25 protein-coding genes are annotated in these 25,879 nt (G+C 58.1%); 15 read left to right on the top strand and 10 right to left on the bottom strand.

Translation table 11 applies throughout. From position 1 onward, the window contains the following. Window positions 1-17 precede the first annotated feature (17 nt). Window positions 18-1,784: a sensor histidine kinase gene (locus ASB66_RS10005; protein ID WP_234612543.1), complete on the bottom strand. Its 1,767-nt coding sequence runs from the start codon at window positions 1,782-1,784 to the stop codon at window positions 18-20. Between the two features lie 470 nt (window positions 1,785-2,254). On the opposite strand from ASB66_RS10005, the gene ASB66_RS10000 reads away from it, so the two are divergent. After that, window positions 2,255-2,722, top strand: coding sequence for a DUF5330 domain-containing protein (locus ASB66_RS10000; protein WP_081089110.1), 468 nt, complete (start codon window positions 2,255-2,257; stop codon window positions 2,720-2,722). Window positions 2,723-2,847: 125 nt separating this feature from the next. Further along, window positions 2,848-3,261 (top strand): SufE family protein, encoded by a 414-nt coding sequence (locus ASB66_RS09995; protein ID WP_060718939.1) that lies wholly within the window; start codon window positions 2,848-2,850, stop codon window positions 3,259-3,261. A gap of 77 nt (window positions 3,262-3,338) precedes the next feature. Here ASB66_RS09995 and ASB66_RS09990 read toward each other — a convergent pair whose 3' ends face one another. Further along, window positions 3,339-4,040 (bottom strand): TetR/AcrR family transcriptional regulator, encoded by a 702-nt coding sequence (locus tag ASB66_RS09990; RefSeq protein ID WP_158544211.1) that lies wholly within the window; start codon window positions 4,038-4,040, stop codon window positions 3,339-3,341. A gap of 288 nt (window positions 4,041-4,328) precedes the next feature. On the opposite strand from ASB66_RS09990, the gene ASB66_RS09985 reads away from it, so the two are divergent. After that, a complete protein-coding gene (locus tag ASB66_RS09985) occupies window positions 4,329-6,041 on the top strand; it encodes a CocE/NonD family hydrolase (RefSeq protein WP_158544210.1) in 1,713 nt (570 codons plus the stop codon). 124 nt (window positions 6,042-6,165) lie between these two features. Here the strand turns inward: ASB66_RS09985 and ASB66_RS09980 are convergent, their stop codons facing one another. Continuing rightward, complete coding sequence (locus tag ASB66_RS09980; protein ID WP_060718942.1) at window positions 6,166-8,109, bottom strand: MacB family efflux pump subunit; 1,944 nt, start codon at window positions 8,107-8,109, stop codon at window positions 6,166-6,168. 3 nt (window positions 8,110-8,112) lie between these two features. Beyond that, window positions 8,113-9,330 (bottom strand): efflux RND transporter periplasmic adaptor subunit, encoded by a 1,218-nt coding sequence (locus ASB66_RS09975; RefSeq protein ID WP_060718943.1) that lies wholly within the window; start codon window positions 9,328-9,330, stop codon window positions 8,113-8,115. Between the two features lie 773 nt (window positions 9,331-10,103). On the opposite strand from ASB66_RS09975, the gene ASB66_RS09970 reads away from it, so the two are divergent. Then, the gene (locus ASB66_RS09970) at window positions 10,104-10,763 is read left to right on the top strand and encodes a hypothetical protein (RefSeq protein ID WP_060718944.1); all 660 of its coding nucleotides are present in this window, start codon (window positions 10,104-10,106) and stop codon (window positions 10,761-10,763) included. 133 nt (window positions 10,764-10,896) lie between these two features. Here ASB66_RS09970 and ASB66_RS09965 read toward each other — a convergent pair whose 3' ends face one another. The 3 genes from ASB66_RS09965 to msrB form a co-directional block, all read right to left on the bottom strand. Then, window positions 10,897-11,745, bottom strand: a complete 849-nt coding sequence (locus tag ASB66_RS09965) for a DUF6456 domain-containing protein (RefSeq protein WP_060719230.1) — start codon at window positions 11,743-11,745, stop codon at window positions 10,897-10,899. Further along, the gene (locus ASB66_RS09960) at window positions 11,738-12,103 is read right to left on the bottom strand and encodes a helix-turn-helix domain-containing protein (protein ID WP_060718945.1); all 366 of its coding nucleotides are present in this window, start codon (window positions 12,101-12,103) and stop codon (window positions 11,738-11,740) included. Before ASB66_RS09960 ends, ASB66_RS09965 begins: the two co-directional genes overlap by 8 nt. Window positions 12,104-12,424: 321 nt before the next feature. Continuing rightward, on the bottom strand, window positions 12,425-12,850 hold the full coding sequence (gene msrB, locus ASB66_RS09955) for a peptide-methionine (R)-S-oxide reductase MsrB (protein WP_060718946.1): 426 nt from the start codon (window positions 12,848-12,850) through the stop codon (window positions 12,425-12,427). A gap of 425 nt (window positions 12,851-13,275) precedes the next feature. Here msrB and ASB66_RS09945 point away from each other — a divergent pair, with 425 nt between their 5' ends. The 8 genes from ASB66_RS09945 to ASB66_RS09910 all read left to right on the top strand — a co-directional run bounded on the left by ASB66_RS09945 (window position 13,276) and on the right by ASB66_RS09910 (window position 20,332). Continuing rightward, window positions 13,276-15,654, top strand: coding sequence for a putative monovalent cation/H+ antiporter subunit A (locus ASB66_RS09945; RefSeq protein ID WP_060718948.1), 2,379 nt, complete (start codon window positions 13,276-13,278; stop codon window positions 15,652-15,654). Beyond that, on the top strand, window positions 15,651-16,070 hold the full coding sequence (locus tag ASB66_RS09940; protein ID WP_060718949.1) for a Na+/H+ antiporter subunit B: 420 nt from the start codon (window positions 15,651-15,653) through the stop codon (window positions 16,068-16,070). The genes ASB66_RS09945 and ASB66_RS09940 overlap by 4 nt, the downstream gene beginning before the upstream one ends. Continuing rightward, the gene (locus ASB66_RS09935) at window positions 16,070-16,447 is read left to right on the top strand and encodes a Na+/H+ antiporter subunit C (RefSeq protein WP_060718950.1); all 378 of its coding nucleotides are present in this window, start codon (window positions 16,070-16,072) and stop codon (window positions 16,445-16,447) included. Before ASB66_RS09940 ends, ASB66_RS09935 begins: the two co-directional genes overlap by 1 nt. Window positions 16,448-16,622: 175 nt before the next feature. Beyond that, window positions 16,623-18,227, top strand: coding sequence for a Na+/H+ antiporter subunit D (locus ASB66_RS09930; protein WP_060718951.1), 1,605 nt, complete (start codon window positions 16,623-16,625; stop codon window positions 18,225-18,227). After that, window positions 18,224-18,697, top strand: a complete 474-nt coding sequence (locus ASB66_RS09925) for a Na+/H+ antiporter subunit E (protein ID WP_060718952.1) — start codon at window positions 18,224-18,226, stop codon at window positions 18,695-18,697. The genes ASB66_RS09930 and ASB66_RS09925 overlap by 4 nt, the downstream gene beginning before the upstream one ends. Before the next feature lie 11 nt (window positions 18,698-18,708). After that, window positions 18,709-19,122, top strand: a complete 414-nt coding sequence (locus ASB66_RS09920) for a cation:proton antiporter (protein ID WP_060719231.1) — start codon at window positions 18,709-18,711, stop codon at window positions 19,120-19,122. Next, a complete protein-coding gene (gene mnhG, locus ASB66_RS09915) occupies window positions 19,122-19,487 on the top strand; it encodes a monovalent cation/H(+) antiporter subunit G (protein ID WP_060718953.1) in 366 nt (121 codons plus the stop codon). Before ASB66_RS09920 ends, mnhG begins: the two co-directional genes overlap by 1 nt. Window positions 19,488-19,900: 413 nt before the next feature. Then, the gene (locus tag ASB66_RS09910) at window positions 19,901-20,332 is read left to right on the top strand and encodes a Ros/MucR family transcriptional regulator (protein ID WP_015915334.1); all 432 of its coding nucleotides are present in this window, start codon (window positions 19,901-19,903) and stop codon (window positions 20,330-20,332) included. A gap of 166 nt (window positions 20,333-20,498) precedes the next feature. Here ASB66_RS09910 and ASB66_RS09905 read toward each other — a convergent pair whose 3' ends face one another. Further along, the gene (locus ASB66_RS09905; RefSeq protein ID WP_081089128.1) at window positions 20,499-21,644 is read right to left on the bottom strand and encodes a helix-turn-helix domain-containing protein; all 1,146 of its coding nucleotides are present in this window, start codon (window positions 21,642-21,644) and stop codon (window positions 20,499-20,501) included. A gap of 169 nt (window positions 21,645-21,813) precedes the next feature. Here ASB66_RS09905 and ASB66_RS09900 point away from each other — a divergent pair, with 169 nt between their 5' ends. Beyond that, a complete protein-coding gene (locus ASB66_RS09900) occupies window positions 21,814-22,551 on the top strand; it encodes a hypothetical protein (protein ID WP_060718955.1) in 738 nt (245 codons plus the stop codon). On the opposite strand, the gene ASB66_RS09895 is transcribed toward ASB66_RS09900, so the two are convergent. Then, complete coding sequence (locus ASB66_RS09895) at window positions 22,552-23,058, bottom strand: GNAT family N-acetyltransferase (protein WP_060718956.1); 507 nt, start codon at window positions 23,056-23,058, stop codon at window positions 22,552-22,554. Between the two features lie 565 nt (window positions 23,059-23,623). Between ASB66_RS09895 and ASB66_RS09890 the strand changes: the two genes are divergently transcribed. Next, on the top strand, window positions 23,624-24,355 hold the full coding sequence (locus ASB66_RS09890; protein WP_114386436.1) for a Crp/Fnr family transcriptional regulator: 732 nt from the start codon (window positions 23,624-23,626) through the stop codon (window positions 24,353-24,355). A gap of 100 nt (window positions 24,356-24,455) precedes the next feature. Here ASB66_RS09890 and trhA read toward each other — a convergent pair whose 3' ends face one another. Then, window positions 24,456-25,106: a PAQR family membrane homeostasis protein TrhA gene (gene trhA, locus ASB66_RS09885; RefSeq protein ID WP_060719232.1), complete on the bottom strand. Its 651-nt coding sequence runs from the start codon at window positions 25,104-25,106 to the stop codon at window positions 24,456-24,458. Between the two features lie 371 nt (window positions 25,107-25,477). Here trhA and ASB66_RS09880 point away from each other — a divergent pair, with 371 nt between their 5' ends. After that, window positions 25,478-25,855: an MAPEG family protein gene (locus ASB66_RS09880; protein WP_060718957.1), complete on the top strand. Its 378-nt coding sequence runs from the start codon at window positions 25,478-25,480 to the stop codon at window positions 25,853-25,855. Window positions 25,856-25,879: the final 24 nt, after the last annotated feature.

The following is a 25,879-nucleotide window of genomic DNA, read 5'->3' as shown; positions in this document are numbered from 1 at the left end:
GGGCCGGTTTTCTTTTATCAGGCGATTTTCGCTTTCGCGTCGTCATTCACATCCTTTTGCTGGCCCATCCTTTGGCCCGGCTGCCCGCTACCCTGCCGTTCGTGCGTTTGTTCTGCGCCCTCTTCAAAAGAGACCTCATCCATCTGGTGCTGCCGCAACGATTGGGCAAGCCCCATCCTGTCGTCCGCCAAGTTCTCACCCATCGGCCCATCGAGCTTCTCGCGAGCAGGCTGCCTGTCACTGACGGGCAAGCGTGGCGGAAATTCGATCTGACGGCTTTCGCCTGTGGATTGAACCCGGGCAATGCCCGATCCGTCGATTGGCAGGGTGATGGAAACCACCGTCCCCTCCCCCACACGGCTCGTCAACAGGAATGTGCCACCATGCAGCGCAACGAGGCCCTTGACCAGCGACAGGCCCAGGCCAACGCCGTCGAATTTCCTGTTATAATCACTGTCGACCTGGACGAAAGGCTGGCCAAGCAGAAGGATGCGATCCTGGGCGATACCGATACCCGTATCGCTGACAGAGATCACCAGATCCTTGCCGAAACGTGCCGCATCCACGGTCACAACACCACCCGGCTGCGTGAATTTAATGGCGTTACCAACAAGATTGATCAGGATCTGCCGCACGGCGCGCGGATCGGCGGTCAGTTCACTCACATCGCGGCCAATGCGGCTGGTAAGCTTCACGCCCTTTTCCTGGGCCTGCAAGGCCAGCATGTTTTCACAATCGTGAATGGTCTGCGAAATGCAGAACGGCTCCACCAGCAATTCGTAGCGCCCGGCCTCGATGCGGCACATGTCGAGCATGGTATTGACCACAGACAGAAGATGGCCGCCGGATTGGCGGATCAACCGCACATATTCCCGGTGACGCTCATCTTCCATCCGGCCGAAATAATCGCCCATCAGAATATCGGAAAAGCCGAGTATGGCATTCAGCGGCGTGCGCAATTCATGGCTGACGGCAGCGAGAAAGCGCGATTTGGCTTCGTTGGCCGTCTGGAGATCGGCATCGAGCTTGACCAGCCGCTGCGCCATCTGCTGTTGCTCACGGCAATCGAGCATCTGTACGAAAATCCCGGCAATGCCACCGCGTTCGTCACGGCGCACGGCCATGTCGAGGCCAACCGCCATCAGCGTGCCATCGGCAGCCTCGTCGCTCGCAGTGTCACTATACTGACCTTCGCCGGTCTCACCCTTGACGCCTTCAGGATGACCGGTCGGGCGGGCAAGCCGCAACTGCACACGGCCAACATCCTCGCCCTGGCGCAGGGCGTCAAAGGCACGCACGAAGGCAATACGGTCGGTGACATGCACCTGATCGATGAAGGGACGGCCGAGCGGATTGCGCAGGAACGGCAGGAAGTCGCGGGCATCGCGCCCGCCGACGGTCTCGACCCGCGCCTGGGCGTCCAGGGTGAAAACCATGCCGGGAAACAGCGATAGATCGATGGAAGCGCTCGTGTCCAGGGAATGACGGATGGCGGGCTGACGACCCGACAGGCGCGCCAGCCACAGGGCGGCGACCACGGCGATCAGAAACAGGCCGACAACAATGGCAACGCCGAGCGGCAGGGCAACGGCGACACCTTGAAAGAAGGACAGGATGAACGGTACGAGGACCAAAGCGGGCAGACAGGCCAGGACCACGCAACGTGCCGCCGCAACTTCGGCGCGAGACGGTGAGGCTTCCGCGCCGATGCGCGTCACCACCAGGCTCACGGCTTCGTCGAGAAGGGTCTTTGCCCGATCAGCGATTTTACTCAATACCAACACGCCAAATTTCCGCGACTTGCGGTCCTCTTTACTGACCAAACAATAGAGGTCGCCGCCTTAAGGAAAAGATAAAGGGAAAGCTGCAAAACCCGCCTAAACCGGTGTTTCCGTCTCGGAAAGGGACAGGGGTCAGAAGCTTTCGAAAACATGGTTAACGCGGCGTAAGCAACGGATTTTGCATGTTTTTCCGCATCACGTTAATATCTGTGGCGTTTGGTGGAATGAAAAAGCCCGGGAACAGAAGGGTTCTGCCGCAATTATGCTTAACCTCAGTCGTTAAACTTTGACTAGAATGTGGTTCAAATGCGGAAAGAACGCATTTTATGAAAATACGCAGAAAATCCGATGGTGTTTTGCAAAGCGATATTTCCGCGCGAATCATAGTCTGTTTCGCAGCAGCCCGGCCATTAGACCGGCGCAACCGACGCGACAGACGAGAAACTGTCGCAGAACGAGACGGATAAGCGGTCATGTGGTTTCTGATCAAGGGAGCATTCTGGTTTACGCTGGTATTGGTCGCCCTGTCCTATCTGGGCGGCGCGCCGCGCGATGGATCGGCATCTGCACCGCAATTCGAGCTGGCAAACGCCGTTTCCGCCGCATCTGGCGCTTATGATTACGTGTCTGGCCTCTGCGGCGAAAAGCCCGATGTCTGCGTCAAGGGCGGCCAGACGCTTCAGGCCATCGGAATCCGGGCGCGTGAAGGTGCGCTGGTCGCTTATCAATTGCTTAACCGTCAGTTCGGCACCGGAGAGGATCATCAGGCCATCAGCGTCGATACCGCGCCAGCCCACGGCAGCGTCACGGAAGCGACAATCGCCACCCCTGCTGCTGCTACCAGCGAAGACCATATGGTCACCGGTACGGTCTCTGCGGCTGGCAATGGCGTGCCCCTGACCATCACCGTTCCGAGACCAAGGCCGAAACCCGCAGGTTGAGTGATTTTTACCGGCGCAGCCGGTTCATTTCCGCATGGGAAAGGCCTATATGGCCTCAAGCGGCTTCCAAAGCCCTCACCGGAAGCCACCTGAAACACCCGAAAAACCGCCTGGATGATCCTCCCATGACGCCCATCGACCAGATTATCGACGACTTCGCCTATCTCGACGATTGGGAAGACCGCTACCGCTACGTGATCGAACTGGGCAAGGCACTGCCGGACCTGCAGGAAGAACAGCGTGTCGCTGAAAACAAGGTCAAGGGCTGTGCCAGTCAGGTCTGGCTGGTGACGAAGGCGGACGAAGGTCCAGACCCGATCCTGAATTTCGAAGGCGATTCCGATGCCCATATCGTCAAGGGCCTGGTCGCCATCGTGCTATCAGCCTATTCCGGCAAGACCGCCTCGGAAGTCGCAGGCTTTAACGCCCTCGACCTGTTCGGCAAGCTCGGCCTGATCGAACACCTCTCCGCCCAACGCGCCAACGGCCTGCGTTCAATGGTGGAACGGATCAGGAGCGAGGCTGTGGCGCGGGTCTGAGAGGGCTGCCGGTGCCAGAAAGGCGATAAGAGCCACCCCGCCCGCTTGCGATTATCCTTGTTGCCGTATCATAAAACTTATGCGTCTGGATTGGCCGATGCCATCGCTTGTTCGAATTCGTCCGGCAGTACGCCAATGGCGGAACGGATGATCATTGCCAGAATATCTTTCATCGTCTGTTCCCTGCGGTCCTCAGGCTGGAGGAAAAATGCCATCGTACCCTGGCCTGCCAGAACATGCGAAATGGTAATGGAATGGGTGAAAAACAGCAGGGATGCATCCTGTCGGTGGACCAGTCCCAGGTCCATTCCTTCCAAGAGAAGCGGCACCGTCGCATCGTGAAAAGGATCGATCAGCGAGGCTTTCACCTGTTCCTGGCGCGGGCCTTCCTGAACCATCTCCTGGAGAATGAACAGGCCATAATCCGGCAGGTCGGCATTGAAGCGGATGAAGGCGGCATAGAAATCCGCCATTCTCTGAGAATAGGCTAAAGGGGCCACCGAAATGGCCTGCAAGGTGCTGATGCAGGGCGTGGCGCGCAGGTTCATGCGTTCGAGGCATGCCTCCCATAGGGCGGCTTTTGAGCCGAAGTGATAGTTTGCCAGCGCAATATTGACCCCGGCCTGCCTTGCCAGGTCCCGCAGATTAACCCCGTCAAAGCCTTGGCGGCCAAAAGCATGAATGGCTTTCGAGAGAATTGCCTCGCGGCCAACCTCCGCTCCCAACCGGGGCCTGCCGACGCGGGTCGGCTTTATCTTGGCTGGTTGTTCGTCGCTCATGGTCATGTCTGCTTCATCGATGAGGCCGTTGGTTGATCTTTTGCCCCGTGACCGAACAGGGCGTCAATGACAACAGCCAATAAAAAAATTAAACATACGTTGCATTTTTATGCAAACGGCGTAACGTTTGGGTGTTTCCTGTCGTAAGCAGATGAGCACGATGCAGGGCAGGAAATGGCGGTCACTGGGAGGATGCCGGTCCCTGAAGCCATGGCTTTTCATTGCCCGAAAATCGGGCCAGCAATGTGGGGCCAGCAACAGGAAGACCAGCGCAAGATGGAGGAAAACATGAATATTACCAAAGATTTAGACGGTATCGACGTTATTTTCAGAAAAGCGGTGGTTAATGAGAACTCCACCAATTATCGGGTGGATGAGCGCAGTTTCATTCTCAAAAAGGGCAGCACCCACCGCGAAGGCGGCATGCCGCTGCAATCGGATGTGCTGGTGGAACGGGATGTGGCCGTAACACTGCGCGACGGCGTGAAGATCCGGGCGGATCTGTATCGGCCTGTCGAAGAGGGACAGTATCCAGCCATTATCGGCTGGAGCCCCTACGGCAAGCGCGGTGGCATGTTGAACAACGATCTCTTCGGGCATCCGACGCGCATGGATGTGCCCGTCGCATGGGAGGATGGGCTCAACAAGTTCGAAGCCCCGACACCCGCCTATTGGGTGGCCCATGGCTATGTGGTGATCGCACCGGACAGCCGCGGTGCCGGTAATTCCGAAGGCGACATCCACGCCTGGGGACGGCAGGAGCCGGAAGACGAATACGACCTGATCGAGTGGGCCGGCGAGCAAGCCTGGTCCAATGGCAAGATCGGCCTGACCGGCAATTCCATGCTGGCGATGTCGCAATGGTTCGTCGCTGCCCTGCGTCCGCCGCATCTGGCTGCCATTGCCCCCTGGGAGGGGGCCTCCGATATCTACCGCGATACCGCCTGCCGCGGCGGCATTCCGGAATTCATCTTCTCGGAAGGCATATTCGGACGGCTGTGCGGTCCCGGCCTGGTGGAAGACATTCCTGCCATGACGGCCACGCATCCACTGCTCGACACCTATTGGAAAACCAAGATCGCCGAGCTCGAAAACATCGATGTTCCCGCCTATGTGGTGGCCTCCTGGACCAATCTGCTGCACACGGGCGGTACATTTCGTGGCTGGTCTTCGATTTCATCGACGGAAAAATGGTTGCGAGTCAACAATACCCATGAATGGACCGATTATTTCAACCCTGACAATGTCGATGATCTGCGCCGCTTCTTCGATCGTTACTTGAAAAATATCGATAATGGGTGGGAGACCACACCGCGTGTGCGCCTCACCGTAATGGACCCAGGCAACCGCGATACCGTGAACCGCAGCGAGGCCGCCTTCCCGCTCGAGCGTCAGGTCACCAAAGCGCTTCACCTTGGGCTGAAGGATGGCAAACCGGTGCTGTCTCACGAAAGCCAGACTGAGCCCGCCAGCCTTTCCTACGATGTCGCGGACAAGGAAGGCGTTTCCTTCTCCATCACCGTCAACGAGCTGACGGAACTGACCGGCTTCTTCAATCTGAAGCTCTGGGTGGAGGCGGACGGCCATGACGACATGGACCTGTTTGCCTTCGTCAGGAAACGCGACACGAATGGCGTGGTGCGGGAATGCAACGTGGTGACGGACCGCACCCATGTCGGCCCCAATGGCCGGTTGCGCGTCTCAATGCGCGCCACGGACCCGCAGCGCTCGAGCGAACTCGAGCCCTTCCTGCCCTTTGATAGCCCGGCCAAGCTGAAACCGGGAGAAATCGTGCCCGTCGAAATCGGCTTCTGGCCCTATGGCATCCGCTGGCAGCCGGGCGAAACACTGGAACTGGTGATAACAGGAACCGACCTGCTGATCAGGCCGGAATTTCCGCAATTGCCGCCTATTCCAACCCTCAACAAGGGCCGCCATATCATCCACTTCGGTGGAGACTACGGCTCGACGCTGCTCGTGCCCTACATTCCCGGGGCGTGAACCAAAAATAGCAGCGTGAAGAGTAGCAGGACGGCCCGCCAGCCGGTCCGGCAAGAAGGCGGGGCATTACTTTTGCCCCGCCTTCCCAATCTTGGCCCAACTTCCCAATCCTTGGCCCGATTTATCAGTCCTTGCTCAGCGCCGCCACCGGGTCGAGCCTTGAGGCATTGCGGGCGGGCATGAAGCCGAAGATGAGGCCGATCAGGCAGGAGCAACTGAAGGCCGCCACCATGGATGTGGTGGAATAGACCAGCTCAAAATCCTTGACCAGCATGCTGAAGACAAAGCCGATCGACAAGGCAAAGCCGATGCCGAGGCCGCCGCCGATCAGGCAGACCAATACCGCTTCGATCAGGAATTGCTGGAGAATATCCTGACGCCGCGCGCCCACCGCCATACGCACGCCAATCTCGCTGACCCGTTCGGACACCGAAACCAGCATGATATTCATCACCCCGATACCGCCGACGATCAGCGAAATCACCGCAATCGCCGCCACCAGCAGTGTCAGGGTCTGGGCGGTGCTGACAATGGTCTTGCGGATGTCGTCGGTGTTGAGGATGAAGAAGTCTTGTTCGCCATGGCGGCCAGCAAGAAAGGTGGTGACGGCACTCTCGGCCACGGAACTATCGACGCTGTCGTCGAGCCTGACAGTGATGCTGCGCAGCGACAGATCTCCCAGGAACCGCGCCTGGACACTGCTATAGGGCAGATAGGCCTGCAAGTTGGAGTTCGAGCCGAAGCCGCCCTGCTGGGCCTCAATGACGCCAACGATCCGCACCGGCACATCGGTCAGGAACACCGTATGGCCAAGCGCCATGGCCGGATCGTCGCCGAACAGCGCTTTTGCGGCATTCTGGTCGATCACCGCTTCCTGGGTCATGGCAACGACGCTTGCGTGGTCGAACAGCCGCCCGGCCAGCAGCTTGGAGCCCTTGGCGGTAAAATACTGATCACCAACGCCGTTGACCAAAACATTGGCCACGGTGGCGCCATAGCGCACCGTGCCTGAGGTGGAAACGGTCGGGGTTACGGCGGAGACATAAGAGAGCCGGGCCAGTGCATCGGCATCGCCGACCTTCAGCGTGGTGATCTTGCCCGAACGGGTATCTCCAAATCCTTTGCCGGGGAAAATCTCGAGCGTATTGGTGCCAAGCCCGTTGATATTGGAGAGCACTTTCTGCTGGGTGCCAGCCCCGAGCGCCACGACTGACACCACCGAGGCGATGCCGATGATAATGCCCAGCATGGTCAGGAAAGTCCGCAGCCGGTGCGAGGCCAGCGCCCTGACCGCCATCATGAAGGCTTCGCCGAGCCGGTCGAGACCCGGGAACCGATGAGGTCGGGCCGTGGATGGCAGGGTGTTTTCACGCACCAGCACCGGCTTGTCCTGGCGGCGGTCGGCAATGATCTCGCCATCGGCTATCTCGATCACCCGTTCAGCGCGCGCAGCAACGCCCGGATCGTGGGTGACGATGATGATGGTGCGTCCCTCGGCATGCAATTCGTCGAGAATGCGCAGCACTTCCTCGCCGCTATGCTTGTCGAGCGCGCCGGTCGGTTCATCGGCCAGGATCACCTCGCCGCCATTGATCAGCGCGCGTGCGATGGACACACGCTGCTGCTGACCGCCGGACAATTGCCCAGGCCGGTGACGCAGCCGTTCGCCCATTCCCAGCCTTTGCAGGATTTTGGTCGCCCGGCTACGTCGATCCGAGGGCGAAATTCCGGCATAGATTGCCGGCACTTCCACATTGCCAAGCGCCGTCAGATCCGACAGCAGGTTATAGCGCTGAAAGATGAAGCCGAAATGCTCGCGCCGGAGCGCCGAGAGCGCGTCGCTGTCCAGTTCGTCGGTGCGCTTGCCATCGATCTCATACGTGCCGCCACTCGGTCGGTCGAGCAAGCCGAGGATATTCATCAGCGTCGATTTTCCCGAACCGGATGGCCCGATGATCGAGACCATCTCGCCGCGGTTGATATTGAGATTGACGCCTTTGAGGACCGCAACATCCTCTTCCCCGGAGCGATAGATGCGGGTGAGGTTCTTCAGCTCGAGCAGGGCCATGGATCACATCCCTCCGGGCGGTGGCCCAAAGCCCCCCGGTGCCGATTTGGCGGAAGGATCGGCCTGGCCGATGACGATTTTCTCGCCTTCGTTCAAGCCCGATTTCACCTCGGCATTGACCCCGTCGTTCAGGCCGATTTCCACCGCTCGGGTGACAATCGCGTTGTCAGCACCCACCACCCGCAGGCTGGCCTTACCGGTCTTGACACCGGCACCAAGCGCCGAGGCTGGCACCGTCAGCACATTCTTCGCCGCGCCAAGCACGACATGCACTTCCGCCGTCATATAGGTGCGAAACCGTCCATCGGAATTATCGACGTCCAGGATGCCGTTATAATAAATAGCCGAGGACGATGTGCTGGAGGAACTGCTTGACGAACTCGAACTGGACGAGGTCGAAACGCTGCTGTCGCTGGTGATCGATTCCGGCGCGGGCTCGATGGATTTCAGCACCGCTTCGTTGCGAACGGAAGGCTGGCCAAGAATGTTGAAATAGACCGCCTGCCCCGGCCTGACATTGACCACATCGGCCTCCGAGATTTCAGCCCGCACGATCATCTGGTTCAGGTCGCCCAGAATAACGATTGTCGGTGCCGATTGCGTGGCATTGACCGTCTGGCCCTGCTGGTTGACCACGGCGAGAACCGTGCCATCCATGGGCGCGGTGATGCGGGTATAACCGAGATCGGCCTCGGAGGTTTCCACGGCGACTTCCGCCTTGACGATCTGGGCCTGAAGGCTGTCGATCTGCGCCTTTGTCTTGTCGCGGGTGGCCACCGCGCTTTCAAGATCCGCCTGGGTGCCGGAATTGCTGGCCCTCAAATTCTGCTGGCGCACCAGCGCCAGTTCGGCGCTGACCAGGGTCGCCTCGGCCTCTTCCTTCTGGGCCTTGATATCAGCCAGCGAAGCCTTTGACGTGCGCAGGTCGTTGACCTGGGTGACCGAGTCGATCTCGGCCACCAGGCTGTCCTTTTTGATGGTGTCGCCAACTTTTACGTGCAGGGCCGTGATCCGACCGGACACCTGGGCGCCGACAGCAACCAGCCGGGACGGCTTGAAGATGCCGGTGGCAAGCACGGTCTCTTCCACATCGCCGCGTTTGACCGCCGCCAGCAGCAGCCCATCGGTCGGATTGGCCTCGGAACGCTTGAACAGAGTGAAGCCAATGGCGCCAAGCACCAGAACGACGATGACACCGACTGCGAACAGTTTACGCGACACTGTGATCCTTCCTTCAGCGGTGCTGACCGCTGGAATTTCTGTCTCAGGTCAAAACGCCTCAACCTGATTTTATCCAAATCTTCCAAAACGTTAAAAAATGTAAATCCCGTTCTGGACGACGATAAACTTATAAGTGCTGTTAAGTACCGATAATCAGAGGGATCGAAAAGTGTCAATCAGTGCAAGGATTAAACTTCGGCAACAAATGGCGAACTCAAACGTGTCGGACAGGGCCCGTATCAAGGGCCGGTCGCGCCAGAGCCCAGAAGGGAGAGCCCTTCCCAAGCAAAGCGGAGGCAGGGTGAGAGGGAGCCCACGCTGAATCATCGCGTCCTGTGACATTGAACCCAGAGCTTCTCTCTTCCACAGTTTCCGATTGTATTTTATGGAAAATCGGCTTCCACGCCTCCTAAGGAAAGCTCTAAACCAGGGCAGATTTTCTCAACGCAGAGATGCGAATGATCAGCTTGGCGCAAGGCAACAGGTTATAAGTTATACCTATTCACTTGCACGGCATGACGCCGTCATGAATGCGACAGGGCTAACGCCCGCTGCGCTGCATTTTGGAATGCCACCGGTCCAGGATACGGCTTTTGCAGCAGGTGTGCCCAGTCTTTACTGATCATATCTTCACCGATCATGCGGCCAGCGCCGGCCATTATCTCCGGCCAAAGTCAGGCGGTCGCATTTTCAGTGGTTGCGTAACCGGCCATCGACCAGACCCGGTTTCAGGACAGACGCAGAATGGCACGGTCGCACACGGAGAGAGGTCCATGCAAGTTTCTAGCAGCAATGCATCGCAATCTACCTATACATCGAGTTCATCAAAGCAAAAATCCAGCAGCGGCAGCGGTGGTCTGTTCGATTCTTTGTCAGGCGGCGGCAGCAGCAGCGGCGGCAGTAGCGATGATACACTGCTCAACGCGCTCTTCGGTAGCGATAGCACCGAAGAGACGGATGAGAGCGATACAAGCGAAAGCGTATCGACCGATCCGTCCACGTCGTTCGAGGCATGGCTGTCTCAGCTAACCTCGGCAACAGCGGCCAACGGCGACACCACTTCGGACGAAGACAAGGACGCAGAAGTCACCGCCGGTTCTTCGGACTCGACAAGCACTGAAGCGCAATCGACCACAGCCAGCGCATCGGGCACGGATGCCGCCACCGTTGAAGACGATCTCCTGTCGCAAGTGTTCGCAGTGCCGTCCGCTGGCGCTTCGACGGGCGCTAGCTCGACGCAAACATCCACGTCATCGACAGAGGATACCGATAGCGCCACCGCATCGTCGTCAACGGACAGCACCGATGACAGCGACACCGACATGTCGGATGAAGATCTGCTGTCCCAGTTGAAGAACTATGATGGCAACCTCAGCTACTTTGCCGATCAGTTCATCAATCAACTCGATCTGCCCGGCGGCGGAGCCGCTTAATAGGCCTTGAAGATGCTGAGGCATCCTGGCTTTGAACACATTCCGGCTATCTCAAGTGTTTAAGATCTTCAGATAGCCGGAAAAGCGATCCGGCTTGGCGGTAGAGATGTTACAAATTCCGTCACCGGAAGCCTCACGCCGGAACGCCCGAGAGCGGCGGACGATAATCGCGTTCGCCCCAATGACGAAGGCCAGATCCAGAGCGGGCCGGTGGTGGCGCATAGTGACGGGCCAGCGCCATTAGGGCTGTGCGCAACATCAGTTTGGCCGAGCGGGCTGGCCATTGCCGCTCGCGCTCCACGGTTTCCAACCCTTTGGCAAAGCAGCAGATATCCAGAACGACGCCAGACAGATCCGGCCCCAAAGCCGTCAGCGCCTCACCAACCCGCAGCCGCGCGGCAAGCGCGCTGTCGGCCAGATCCGGCCCGGATGGCCGTGCGCCTTTGTGCTTTTGTGCCAGGCGCGGTTCAAAGGATGCGGTGATCCGTGGCTGCAAATGACCACGCTCGAAATCCGCCGCCAAGCGCTCCCCGGCGGCAACCGCTTCCGGTGGCAGATAGGGCTTGCCAGTCCGGTCCCGCAGCCGGGCCACCGTTGAAAACGGCTGGTCATCCAGATTGCGCCGTACGGTAGAGCGGCTGCCATCCGGCTCCACCAGGGTCTCGGTCGCCCTCTCCCCATGCTGGCCCGCAAAGATCTCGTCCTCGCGCTCAGCCATGGCCCGCTTCAGGAAGCTTTCCGCCTCGCCGGTCGCGGCCAGCCTATTGTCTTTCCGCCGGACCAGGCCGTCCGCCAGCGCCTGGTGCAACAGCGCGTCGGGTACGCGGCCCAGCAGCACCCCATCCTGAGGCCGCAGCAGCGCGGTTTCGCCGGGACCGGCTGGCTCTAGCAAAACACCCCGGCTTGCCAGCCGCAACAGCCGCAATAGGGGCTTGATGGCCGATGCCGGATTTTGCGATGTCTGATTTTCGAGCTTACGCATCGCGCCCATCCCTGGCCACCGTCGACAGCACTGCGACGACACGTTCAAGAACGCCGAGAAACTGGTCGAGGGCCGCATTTTCGCGCCGGTCCTCAATGACATGGCAGGCATGGGATACCGTGCTCCGGTCATAGCCGAAAGCGCGGGCGATTTCCTGTTGTGGCAGGCTGAGCACAACATGGCAGAGATACATGGCGATCTGGCGGATCTGGCAGCGCTGACGGCGGCGTCCGGCATGCATGAGAGCCGGGCTCTGAAAAACTACAAATATTTCTTCCGTCACCCTGGCAACGGAATGGCACAGAACCCGGCTGGAGGCTTTGACCGGGACAGGATGTTCAAGCGGCATTGCTGACATGATAACGTCTCCCTTTATAGGATTTTATTCATATCAATATTCGCAATCCCTGTGAACGTACTTTCACGCCGCCAAAACTCTATCCTTTGTTTTCATTATTATTTTTATTGAAATCCACAAGCGTATTCAGGATTATTTTCCACGCCGCCGTGAGTTTGTCCCAGCTAATTCAGGGGGTTTTTATAGAAACAAGTTCAATATGCCCACGCGCCGCGCATCCTGTTGATACGCGGCGCGGTCAAACATGGGCATTTCGGGGAAGCCACTTTTGCCCGACGGCAATGCACCTATGCGACATCAAACGCATGTCGCGACGGACTGTCAGGGCTTTTGCTCGAACACCATCGAATGACCATTGATGCAATAGCGCAGGCCGGTCGGCTTGGGGCCATCGGGAAACACGTGGCCGAGATGGCCACCACAGGTGGCGCAGCGGATTTCGGTGCGCACCATGCCATAAGCCGTATCGCGATGTTCGGTGACGGCGTCCGGCGTGACCGGCTCGAAATAGCTCGGCCAGCCGCAACCGGCATCGAATTTGGTATCGGAGTAAAACAACGGCGTGTCGCACCCGGCACAGCGGTAAAGGCCCGGCTCGAAATTATCCCAGTAAGGACCGGTAAAGGCCCGTTCTGTGCCATGTTCGCGCAGGATTCGATACTGATCCGGCGTCAATTGTTCGCGCCACTCGGCCTCGCTGCGCGCTGCTGCGGGCTTTTCACGGCTGTCGATGCTGTCCTCGCTCATGAGACCTCCTCGTTTCGCTATCCTGTTCGGAGTTGACCCTATAGATAGTGTTTCGTCCCGGTGCTGCAAGTCGGGCGGCCAAGAGAGACAGGCCGCGATCAGACAGGCGACAATCAGGCAAGGGCGAGCCGAACGGTAGAACGCGTCACAGGCTTTTCCAACGATGGTTCATCCTGTCGAATTTGTGAATATCAAGAGCCTCAATTGAATGGGAACGTTTTGCAAGGTCTTCACGCCAAGACTGCGTGAGCACCTTCCAGACCGGGTAGAAGATTGACGACACCGATTTGGGGTGGTCGTTCCGGCTGAAATCCTTATATTCGCCAAGCAACCGCCAAATCAGGCAGAAACCGGCCAAATCAGGACAGAATCAGCGCCGCACAAACCGGGAGGCTGCTCGTCGGTCGCAGACAACAGGAGACGAAATGATTGCTGATGCCGCCGGTATGACGCTGCTGGCTTTGGTCCTGCCATTTCTGGGCGCCTGTCTGGCGCCCTGGCTGGTACGGCGGCTGGGGCACCGGGCGGCGTGGGCCTTAGCGCTTCTTCCCCTGCTTTCCTTCATGCATTTTCTCGGCTTCCTGCCGGAAATCGCCCGCGGCGAGGAAGTGACGGGCGGCTATGCCTGGGTGCCGAGCTACAATGTCAGCTTTTCCTGGTTTCTCGATGGATTGTCCCTCACCTTCGCGCTGCTGATTACCGGCATCGGCACACTGATCGTGCTCTACGCGGGCGGCTATATGAAGGGCCATCCGCAGCAGGGCCGGTTTCTGTCCTTTCTGCTGTTGTTCATGGGCGCCATGCTGGGCGTGGTGATTTCAGACAGTTTCCTGATGCTGTTCATCTATTGGGAACTGACTTCGATCACCTCCTTCCTGCTGATCGGTTTCGACCATGAACGCCCGGCTGCCCGCCGCGCGGCGCTGCAAGCGCTGGTGATTACCGGCGGCGGCGGGCTTTTGCTGCTGGCCGGTTTGATCCTGCTGTGGAACGTGTCAGGCGTCACGCAATTGTCGATGCTGCTGCATAGCGACAATAGGGTCACCGCCAGCCCCTTCTATCTGATAATCCTGCTGCTGATTCTGGGGGGTGCCTTTACCAAATCGGCGCAATTTCCCTTCCATGTCTGGCTGCCCAACGCCATGGAAGCACCCACACCCGTTTCGGCCTATCTGCACTCGGCCACCATGGTCAAAGCCGGGGTCTACCTGCTGATGCGCGTGCAGCCTGTGCTGGGGTCCACACCCGCCTGGGAAATATTGCTGCCGTTTTTCGGTGGCGTCACGCTGATCGTCGGTTCGGTCATCGCCGTGCGCCAGACCGACCTCAAGCTGATGCTAGCCTATACCACCGTCGCCTCGCTGGGGTTGATGGTGATGCTGACCGGTTTCGGCTCCCCCCATGCGCTGTCGGCCGCCGTGCTTTATCTGGTCGCCCATTCGCTGTTCAAAGGCGCACTGTTCATGGTGGCCGGTGTTCTCGACCATGAAGCGGGCAGCCGTGACCTGACAAAGCTTGGCGGGCTGGCGCGGGCCATGCCGGTTACCTTCACGGCGGCGCTGCTGGCCGGGCTGTCCATGGCCGGACTGCCGCCGCTGTTCGGCTTTCTCGCCAAGGAAGAAATCTATGAGGCACTGGCGGGCGGCAATCTTCGCGCCCTGCTGTTTACCGCCATCGCCGTGATCGGCAATGCGCTGATGATGGTCGTCGGCTTGGCGCTGGCTTTCAAACCGTTTCTGGGGCGCGTTGCGACCAGTCCGAAACCCGCCCATGACGGCCCGGCTCTGCTGTGGCTGGGACCGCTGGTGCTGGCCTTGGTAGGGCTGGGTGCTGCGGTGTTTTCCGGGCCGTTTCACCAGGCGATTTCCTCGCCGATGGTCAGCGCTGTCACCGGCAGAACGGTGACCGTCTCCATCGGCCTTGTCCCGCATATCGGCGTGCCGCTCGCCCTGTCGCTGTTAACCATCGCCATCGGCCTGGTGCTGTTCATGATGCTCGACAGGCTGCGCCGCCTGGTGGCAACCCTCTTGGAGGGGCTCGGCCCCGGCCCGGACCAGGGCTTCGACCACATGATGGCCGGATTGGTACGGCTCTGCTTCCGCATCACCAATGTTCTGCACGGCGGGCGGTTGGATGTCTATGTCACCGTGACCCTGATCGCCATTGCCGCAGCTTTCCTGGTGCCGATGATGCTGTTTGGCGAGACGCCGTCCTGGCCGGTGCTGCCGGAGCGGATCGAGTTGCATGAAGCCGCCTTCCTGCTAATCGCCGTGGCCGGTCTCTACGGCGTGCTGCGGGCTGCCAACCGGCTGGATGCCATCGTCGCGCTCGGCATCCAGGGTTTTGCGATCTCGGTGATCTTCCTGTTGTTTGGCGCGCCGGACCTGTCCTTTACCCAGTTCATGATCGAAACGCTTTCGGTGGTGATCCTCGCGCTGGTGATGACGCGGCTGAAACTGCATCCCGCCGATCATCGGCCCCTACCCCAGATCCTGCTGGACGGCACGGTGGCGCTTGCCGCCGGGGCTGGCCTGACGCTGATGCTGCTGAAGGTGACGCAAGTGCCCTTCGACCCGACCCTGACGGAATTCTTCAACAGCTATTCCAAAGTCATCGCCCATGGGGCCAATGTGGTGAACGTCATCATCGTCGATTTCCGCGGCGTCGACACCATGGGCGAAATTGCCGTGGTGATGATCACCGGGCTTGCCATCCTGGCGCTGATCCGGCTGCGCGCGCCCAAGCCGAAGGCTTTGCCTTCAGGGGTGACGCACGAAGGCAATGAGGTGGGAGAGCCTCGATGAACAGTTTGATCTTTCGCACCGTTGCGCCCGTCGTCACTGCGCTGATGCTGCTGTTTTCGGTTTTCGTGCTGCTGCGCGGTCATAACGAGCCGGGCGGCGGCTTTATCGGCGGGCTGATCGCCGCCTCCGGCTTTGCCATCTACGGCATGGCCTTCGGCGTGCAGGCGGTGCGCCGCGCCCTTTATGTGCATCCGCTGTCGGTGGCGGGCTTCGGCCTGCTGATGGCCTGCCTGTCCGGCTTCGTCTCGGCCTTCGCAGGCGTGCCGTTCATGACCGGACTGTGGATCACCCCGCATATCTTCGGCGTCGATGTGCCGGTCGCCACCGTCACCAGCTTCGATATCGGCGTCTATCTGGTGGTAGTCGGGGCGATCACCTCGATTGCGCTGGCGCTGGGCGAAAGGGAGAATGACTGATGGAAGCGATTTTCTCCCTGTTGGTCGGGCTGTTTGCCACGACCGCCTTTTACCTGATCATGTCACGCCATATCGTGCGGGTGCTGCTCGGCATCGTATTGCTCAGCAATGCCGTCAATCTGGGCCTGTTCACTGCCGGGCGCCTGACCCGCGAAGTGCCGCCGATCATGATGAAGGGCGAGGACGTGCTGAGCATGGCCGCTGCCAATCCCCTGCCGCAGGCGCTGATCCTGACGGCCATCGTGATTTCCTTTTCGTTCTTCGCCTTCCTGCTGGTGCTGTCCTACCGTGCCTACCAGGATCTCGACACCGACGACACCGATGACATGCGGCTGGCCGAACCGAAAAATCCGCCCTTGCCGCCGCTTGATTACTAATACCAACGGTCATTGAAAATGACCGTTGGTATGCCTTTTGAAAATATCTCAGGCCTCTCATGCATCTGAGATATTTTCAATTTTTCAAGTCGAGGATGCGTCAGCATCTTCGAGGCTTGGTATAAATAAGTCCCGGCAACACCAATGCTCTAAACCGAAAGACCAGAACAACCGCATGGCCGTTTCAACCACCAATACTGAGGCTCTGAATGCCGCCCTGGCCGCTGCCACGGTGCAGACGCCGACCACGTTTGCCCAGTGGCTGCCCATCCTGCCGGTGGCCCTGTGTCTGGCCGGTGGGGCCGTGGCCTTGATGCTGCGTGACCGCACCCGCCTCCAGCCGATGATTGCCCTTCCCACCCTGGTCCTGCTGGTGCTGATCGATCTGGCGCTTCTGCTCGAGGTCATCAAGGACGGTCCGCTGACGGTGATGATGGGCCGCTGGATGCCGCCCTTCGGCATTGCCTTCACCGTCGATATCACCGGCGCGCTGTTTGCCCTGACGTCTGCCATCGTCGCCCTGGCCTGCGGCGTCTATGGGCTGACGGATATCAATACATCCGGTCGCCGCTATGGTTTCTATCCATTTCTTCTGGTGCTGATGGCCGGGGTTTCCGGCGCCTTTCTGACCGGCGATATCTTCAACCTCTATGTCTGGTTCGAAGTGCTGCTGATCGCGTCTTTCGGCATGTTGATCCTCGGTTCCGAGCGCGAACAGATCGACGGCGCGCTGAAATATGCGGTGCTGAACCTGATCGCCACCACGCTGTTTCTGATCACCATCGGTTTTCTCTATGCCAGCTTTGGCACGCTCAACATGGCCGATATCGCCCGCAAGGCCGATGGTTTGCGCGATACCGCCCCGCTGATGACGCTGACCACGCTGTTTGCCCTGGCCTTTGCCATGAAAGCCGCCGCCTTCCCGTTGAATTTCTGGTTGCCTGCCTCCTATCACACGCCGCGCATTGTGGTGTCGGCACTGTTTGCCGCCCTGCTGACCAAGGTCGGCATTTACAGCCTGTTGCGGGTCGTGGTGATGCTGTTTCCGATTGAGCGCGAGCAACTGAGCCTGGTTTTGGGGGTGATTGCCGCCGCCACCATGGTTCTGGGTGCGGTCGGCGCTCTCGGCCAGTCCGACATCCGCCGGCTGATGGGCTTTGTCGTCATTTCCGGCATCGGCATCATGCTGGCCGGTATCGCCATTGGCGCCGTACAGGGGCTGAGCGCGACGATCTTTTATGCCATGCACTCAATCCTGTTGATGGCGGCGCTTTATCTGGTAGTGGGCCAGGCTGGGCGGATAACTGGCAGTTTTGCATTACAGGACATGTCTGGTCTTTACCGCGCAGCACCGGGTTTTTCCTTCCTGGCGCTGGCGCTGTTTTTCGCTGCAAGTGGCCTGCCGCCGTTTTCCGGCTTCTGGCCAAAGGTGATGCTGTTGAAAGCAGCGCTCGATATCGGCGCCTGGTGGATGGCCGGCGCCATCCTGCTATCCGGCTTCCTGACCACGATTGCGCTGGCCCGGGTCTTCCTGCTGGCCTTCTGGCGGACACAACTGGCCAGGGACGAATCAGACGTGAATTCCAACCAAGCCAATCCAGGAATCCTTACCGCGCCAACACGTTCATCCCTTGCGCCCATCCTGCTGCTGGCGGGCTTGATCGTCTGGTTCGGGCTGTTTCCTGAAAAGCTGATCGCACTCTCGCAGGACGCCGCGGTCGGGCTTGTCGATCCGTCGGCCTATATCACCTCGGTCTTTCCCACGGAGGCGCGCCCATGAGGCTGTTGATCCTCAACCTGCTGATGGCCATCATTTGGGTGGCAGTCACCGGCAGTGCCAGCCTGCATAATCTTCTGTTTGGTTTCGTACTGTCGCTGGCGGTGGTCGGGTTGCTGCGCGAGCAGATTGGCGGCGTCTCCTATCTCAACAGAACGTGGCGCATCCTGTCTCTGCTGCTGCTGTTTCTCAGCGAGCTAGCCAAATCCGCTTGGAAGGTAACGATCATGGTCCTGTCGCCAGGACTCGATATCAAGCCCGGCATTTTCGCCTTTCCGCTCAGCGTCGAGCGCGACTTCGAAATCACCCTGTTGGCCAATCTCATCACGCTAACGCCCGGCACCCTGTCGGTGGATGTCTCTGAGGACCAAAAGATCCTCTATGTCCATGCGCTGGATTGCAGCGATCCGGATTCGGCCCGGCGCGACATTGCCGAGGGATTCGAGCGCAAGATCCGCGAGGCGTTCCAATGACCCATCCCGATATGACAGCCGCGCAACTCCTCGTCCACCATGCCTGCAATGCCGGGCTTCTATTGCTGGCCGTCGCCTTTTTCCTGACCGTCTACCGGGTGATGCGTGGCCCGACCCTGCCCGACCGGGTCATTGCGCTGGACATGCTGGTTGGCATTGTCATCGGCTTTATTGCCGTCTTCGCGATCAAGTCGGGCTATGTGCTCTACATGGACATTGCCATTTCGCTCGGCCTGGTCGGGTTTCTGACCACCATCGCCTTTGCGCGATTCATCCTTGTGCGCGGCGTGATTGGCGAAACACCGGAAACCGAGCCGGCAATTCGGGCGGCAGCCGAACAATTAGCTGTGGAAAAGTCTCGAATGGAGCGCAGGCGCAAGCGGAGCGGTACAAATAGGCACATGTCCCAAAAGGAAACAGATTAATGGAAATGGCGACGGCGATTTTAACATCTGTATTGATTTTGGGCGGTTCTTTTTTTGCGGTAATTGCTGCAATCGGTCTTAACCGCTTGCCGGACCTGTTCACCCGCATGCACGCAGCCTCCAAGGCCGGAACGGTGGGATCGGGCCTGCTGTTACTGGCAATTGGCGTCAATTCCGCAGATTTGTCGGTTTTTGCACGCGCCTTTTGCGGGTTTTTCTTCTTTGTACTGACAGCGCCGGTCTCCGCCCACTTGTTGGCAAAAGCGGCGCGGCATGTCGGATATCCCCTGGCCCAGGCGACCGTGCTCGATGAAATGAGCAACGGCATTGGCAACGGCAAGAAGGACTTAGTTAACAAATTATGAATGAGACCGTTCTAAAAGTATCATAAGAGCAGAGTGCCATTCATATTTGATCTGATCTACATTCTTTCACGCACAAGAATTAGGATAAATAGGAACTGGACATTTTTCCCGATGTTGATAATTCATTAAAAGGACTATTTGGATCACTGAACCGTTTTCAATTTCGATCTAGTTCAAAAGCAGCATGTATTCAGCCGATACAACCGTCCGGGTTGTAGATCTGGGACGGACAATGAATTTGGAGACTAGTTTTGGGTTAATGGCGTAAATATCTAATATAACACTGCCAACCTGGCTGGCTGGCAGTGGATTTTATGTGGGGGTATCACGCAAACCAGTCAAACTGGTTTGAATTCAGTGTCGACGGTGGGTGGCAAACGAACCGTCAGGCAGACATATGACAGGAGAAAAAAATGAGTGAAACGGCATTTGGATCGTCAGGAAACGATCTTCTGGTCGAACTGACGGCAGATATCGTTGCAGCGTATGTCAGCAACCATGTTGTACCAATCGGGGACATCAGCCACCTGATTTCGGATGTGCATACCGCATTGTCCAATACATCTTCACCGGTGCCAGTGGTATCTGTGGTCGAAAAGCAGAAGCCTGCCGTCGCCGTTCGCAAGTCGATTCAGGGCGACCAGATCATCTGCCTGGAATGTGGCGGCTCTTTCAAGTCGCTGAAGCGTCACTTGATGACCCATCACACCTTGAGCCCGGAAGAATATCGCGAGAAATGGGACCTTCCTGTCGATTACCCGATGGTTGCTCCCGCCTATGCGGAAGCCCGCTCGCGGCTCGCCAAGGAAATGGGCCTGGGCCAGCGCCGCCGCCGCGCCAAGTAATACCAAGTCTCGAAGATGCGTGAGCATCTTCGAATTGGCATTCATGCCATTCGATAGTCAGACCTCAATTCCGTGGGCCCCATAAGGCTTGCGGAATTTTGCTTTATGATTGCTGATATCAGCCCAATCCCGGCAAATCGTCTTTCGTTGGCTTTGCCAAGCGCGACTATGCACACGCTTGCGTGATCGTCTCCTGCCGCCGCCAGGCGCTGGGGCTTTGGCCCGTGACCCGCAGGAATTCCCGATTGAAATTGGACTTGGTCATGAAACCGGCCTCAAAGACGATGCTGGTAATCGGAGCATCGCTGTGCCGTAGCAGCCGGCAGGCCTCTGTCACGCGGTGATTGTTGACATACTGCGAAACACTCGTGCCATGTACCCGGTTGACGGCATTTGACACGGACCGTGCGGGAAGGCCCAGACGACGCGCCAGCCGGCCAAGGTTAAGGTCCACATCCTTGTAGAGCTGTTTTTCCACCATCATCGCCGCCAGCGCGCTGGCAATCCGCGCGTCCTCCTCGCTCGCGGGTCTCGGCACCGGCTTGTCGCCTGTGTCCCCTGCCCGTTCCTCTTCGCGTCCATTGCCATCTGAAGAGGCACCCTCATCTGAAGAGGCGCCGCTTTCGGCCAGCGACGCAGCAAAGCCGAGCGCCAGAAGGATCAGGGTCATGAAGGCCGAGACGACCGTTGCCGCATGGCGGCCACCGTCAAAGGCAAAGTCGAGGCTGATGACGACATCGGTAACCGCTGAGGCCAGCAGCGACGCTGCCATGCATTGCAGGGCGCGGTAAGAACGAAGCGCCCCATCCAGGCGCGATGCCGTTAGCCCGTCCGGCCCCAGCCGCGCCAGCCAGAACAGCGCCAGTCCATAGGCCAGGAAGGTGAGGATGATGATGGCGTCGATTGGCCCACCGCCCGCACCGTTCAGCACCAGCACGATGATGGCTGGCAAGGCATGTAGCCAATCGACATGCGACAAACCACGATCCTGCCGATCCGCATGGGTCGAGGTCAGACTGCGAAAGGCTAGAAAGCTCAAAGGTGGGATAAACGTCGCCAGAACTGACATGGCCGGCATGACCAGCATCATGCCGTAGCCCCAGCGCAAACCGACCAGAACCGATTGCGCCGCCATCACCGCCAACAGCAGCAGGAAAGGCCTCGCTCGAGCATCGGACCGAAAAGTGGAAACCGGTTTTCGGATAAATCCGATGCGCAACCAAAAATTTAGGGCATCGTCCTGCCGCAGCATACGGATCAACAGGGTTAGAAGCAGCAGGGCAACGAAAAAGGAAATTGGCAAAAAGATCATGTGACGGGAATCGTTGAGCGCGGTGAATTTTTGAGCGATTGCATGGGGCATTTCTTGCGACTGTTATACCCCCGATCATGATCGGCGACGACCAGAAACGTGTTTCAGGTCGCAGCATGACCTCCCTTGGCAAAGATTGGCGCATCGCAACCCATTGGAGTGAAGACCCATGAAAAAACGTGTGATCGTGCTTGCTATTGCCGCAGGACTAGTTTGCATCGCCGCCCTGGATCGGGCCATGGCGCTATGGCGGCACGATGTTCCGATTGGCGTGCCGCTTGATCTGTCGGCTATCTCCAAACTGCGCGTCGATGGTGCCGCCAGCCTGATTTCCGTAACCACCGATCCAAACACGCCGTTGACCGCCACCCTGACAGGCGAGCGTGACGGCTGGGGGTCGCTCTGGCAATCCGGCTGGCATGCTCGCGACTGCGCGGACAGTGGCCGGATGCATATCGATAACGATACCCTGATTGTCGATGTCGCCGATCTGTCGCGCTATTTCGACTGGTCGGATTGCACCATAAAGCTCAAGGCCAATCTGCGTCCGCAATCTGCCGTGCTGATCCGCCAGAAAGCCGCCCGCATCGGGCTTGACGGCGATTATTCCACCATCAATGTGCGGGCCGATGCTGGAGATTTCACCCTGGACGGCCATGCCAGCACGCTGGATGTTTCAGGCGCAGCGCTGCGAGTACAGGCGTTTTTCAAGACTATCAGCAAGGATGAAACCATTCTGCTGTCCGGCCGGATGATGGACGCCACCCTGCGCTTCCTCACCCCCACATCGATCAGCTATCTGGTCGAGGCCACCGCCTCCTATATCGACAGCGCCCTGCCCAATACGCCGGGCGCCCACCCCGCCATTACCATTCGCGGCGAGATGGTGCGGGCCCGGATAGAGTAATCAACGCGCAATCATCAGTTCCATCGCCGCCAGATCCAGCCAGCGGCCGAATTTGATGCCGACCTCGCGGTGGATGCCGACCAGGCGGAAGCCGAGCTTTTCGTGCAGAGCAATTGAGGCCGCGTTTCCGGCCTCGATGGCGGCGATCATCACATGCACATTTCCAGCCTTGGCGCGCTCGATCAACGCCTGCATCAACGCCTTGCCAAGCCCTGCGCCCCGGTGGTCCTTATCGATATAGACCGAGTGCTCGACCGTATGACGATAACCATCGAACGCCCGCCAATCGCCATAGGATGCATAGCCCGCAACGCGGCCATCCACTTCAGCCACAAGGACCGGAAAGCCTTTGGCCCGGCGCAGTTCCAGCCAGACACGGCGATTGTCTACATCGATCAACGCCTCGTTCCAGATGGCGGTCGTATGCTCGACGGCGTAATTGTAAATCTCGACAATAGCGGCAAGGTCCGCTTCGTTGGCGTCGCGGATGACGTGCTGTGTGGTCATGAGAAGCCCTGAAACAGACATAGGATACGCACAGTCCTAACGCAGAAAACCGTGCACGCAAATACGATTTGTCATCTTCAATGACCCCTCCTATGACCCTCCCGACAAGGGTCTTTCCGAAACTTGACAATGCAACAACTCTAAATGGCCGAAATGATAAAATCCAACTTAAGAGATATGACAGTCATTTGACTGAACCAAAAACAATAGCCCACCCTTGATGTAGCTTTTGCGGAGTAAACATCGTCCTTGCGATATGGGCGGACGCTGTTGTAAAGGATCTGAGCTCGGATCAAGGTTGATATCACAGCGCAAGGCCGATCTTGCGTCGAGATTTTCTGCAATGTGGTATCGAATTTTCGCTCTTGCTCCGAAAATGTAAAGAAACGTCAAGAAACTACTCGCATTATTTTCTTTGGAATAGTTTTTTCGGAAATGGTTAGTGTTGGCTTCCACAATAAAACGTTCCATCATACAGCGTCTTACCAGCGAAAATTATTCTTCAGACGTTCCTAAGCATTGATAAAAATCAGTTCTAATTTTCCTCCTTGCAAGACTGTAACCCATGAGCCTTTCTTCGCCCGCTAGCCGACCGCCACTCCAAATCAGAGCAACGCCTGTATGGTCGCCGCAGCGAGATGAGAACGCGGAGAATATCGTCCTAAGCCCAGATGAACAGTTCGAACTTGGGCGACTGGGAGAACTCATAGAGTATAGCACGGCGAAGTCAGAGATATTGTCGCAAGGCGAACCCGCAGATTTCCTCTATTTGCTTGTCGAGGGAGTCGTTCAGGCCTGTCACTCGCTGAAGGATGGTCAACGGCAGATCGTGGCGTTTTACTGGCCAGGCGATATCTTTGGTCTGGCAGAAAATGGACTGTACGTGAACTCGTCAGAGGCGGTAACACCCTGCTGCGTATATCGCTTTCCGTTCCGCAAGCTGGAGAAATTCCTTCTGGAAAATCCGAGGATTCAGCATGGTTTCTTCGTCAAGGCGGTCCACGAAATTCGGACCGCGCAACGACACACCATCACAATCGGACAATTGGAACTGCCACAACGCTTAGCTGCGTTTCTAGTAGATTGTTCGGATCATGATCGCTATTTCGACAGTGAAAGCTCGACCTTATCGCTTCCGATGTCGCGCTACGATATTGCGGACTATCTTGGGACGTCGGTAGAATCAGTGTCACGCACTTTTGCGTTGCTTGAAAAAAACGGCCTCGTCCAGCGAAAGGGGCCGAGGAAGCTCGAGATAAGCATGAAGAAATTGAACGACTTTTCAGGTATCGACTGACGGACTGGTGCATTGCCGAAGCGCGACGAAAGGGCTGATCTCCGGGAGGCCAGCATGATATCGCCAACTCTGACTTTCCCGGCTATACAGCCACGCCACTTCAAGACCCGATGGCGGTGACCACAGCGGAATAATGCACGGCGGCCGCCGCCACCACGAAACCGTGCCAGATGGCATTTTGAAACCGCAGCCGCTCCCAGACGTGGAAGATGACGCCTGCGGAATAAAGAATGCCGCCGATGAAGATCAGCACCATGGTAACGGATGGCAGACGTTCGGAAATCGGCTCCAGCGCCAGCACGCCGCTCCAGCCCATGGCCAGATAAAGCAGGATGGCCAACCGGTCGTAGCGGCCCGGATAGCGGCATTTCAGGAAGATCCCGGTGATTGCCGTCAGCCAGATACCGATCAACAGACAGAGGATGACCGGCTCATCGGCGCCGCGCTCTAAAAAGGGCGTATAGGTAGCCGCGATCAACACGAAAATCGCCGAATGATCCAGCCGCCGAAGATAGGTCTTGAATGTCGAGCGCGGCCACATATTGTAGGTGAAGGAACAGCCGAGAGCCAATACCAGGCCAAGGCCGTAGATCCAGCTGGCGGCAATCTCGCCAAAGCTGGTAAACACCGTGGCATAGAAAATCAGCGCCGTGACACCAACCAGCGCAAACACCACGCCGACACCATGCACAATGCCATCGGCCAGCAATTCGTGAAAATCATAGTGTCGCCCGAAGCGGAATTCTTCCATCATTCTGATCAACCCAAGAAATTAAAATACTTTCCGACATCATAAGCGATAATGATTGCCAGATGATGTCGCCCGTCTCATCGTCTTCATATAAGCCTGTTCAGCCTGACGATCCGGTCAAATTTATGTCTATGGCGGCCACACCTCGCAACCTTAAGTGACCATGATGCGTCAACTCTATCGTGTTGGCAAGACCGCCAATTGCCGCTCTTCGATCGATCATTGCAGTGTCAAGGCCTGGACTATCTGCGCCGAACACCCAGGCCTGAGCCGTCATCAACCGGGCTTAAACCGTTTGCGGATAAAGCTGTAGGACCGTTCCCGGCTCCGTCCGTGAAACTGCCGTCCTCCCACCATGACAGGAAGCATCCATGCGCTTTACAGTCCTTGCCACGTTCATGGCGCTGATCGCCTATAACTGGTTCTTCATCAAGGTCGCCCGGGCGCGCCAGCAATTTGGGGTCAAGGCACCGAAGATGACAGGCGATGAGAATTTCGAGCGGATTTATCGGGTTCAACAAAACACCGCCGAGCAATTGGTGTTCTTTCTGCCGTCGCTCTGGCTCTTCGGCTTTTACCTGTCCGACCAACTGGCCGGGCTGCTGGGCCTGTGCTGGACAGGCGCACGGGTGCTCTATGCGGCTGAATATTATGCGGATGCAAAAAAACGCGGCCCCGGCGCGCTGATTTCCTGGGTCATTGCCTTTGTGCTGCTGATGGGAGGCACGGTGGCGGCACTGCTGCAATAGCCGGACCACGTCCGTCTGCACGTC

The sequence above is a fragment of the Gillisella vitis genome (assembly GCF_001541345.2).
Classification (GTDB): Bacteria; Pseudomonadota; Alphaproteobacteria; order Rhizobiales; family Rhizobiaceae; genus Allorhizobium; species Allorhizobium vitis.
This window is presented reverse-complemented; position numbering and strand designations above follow the sequence as displayed.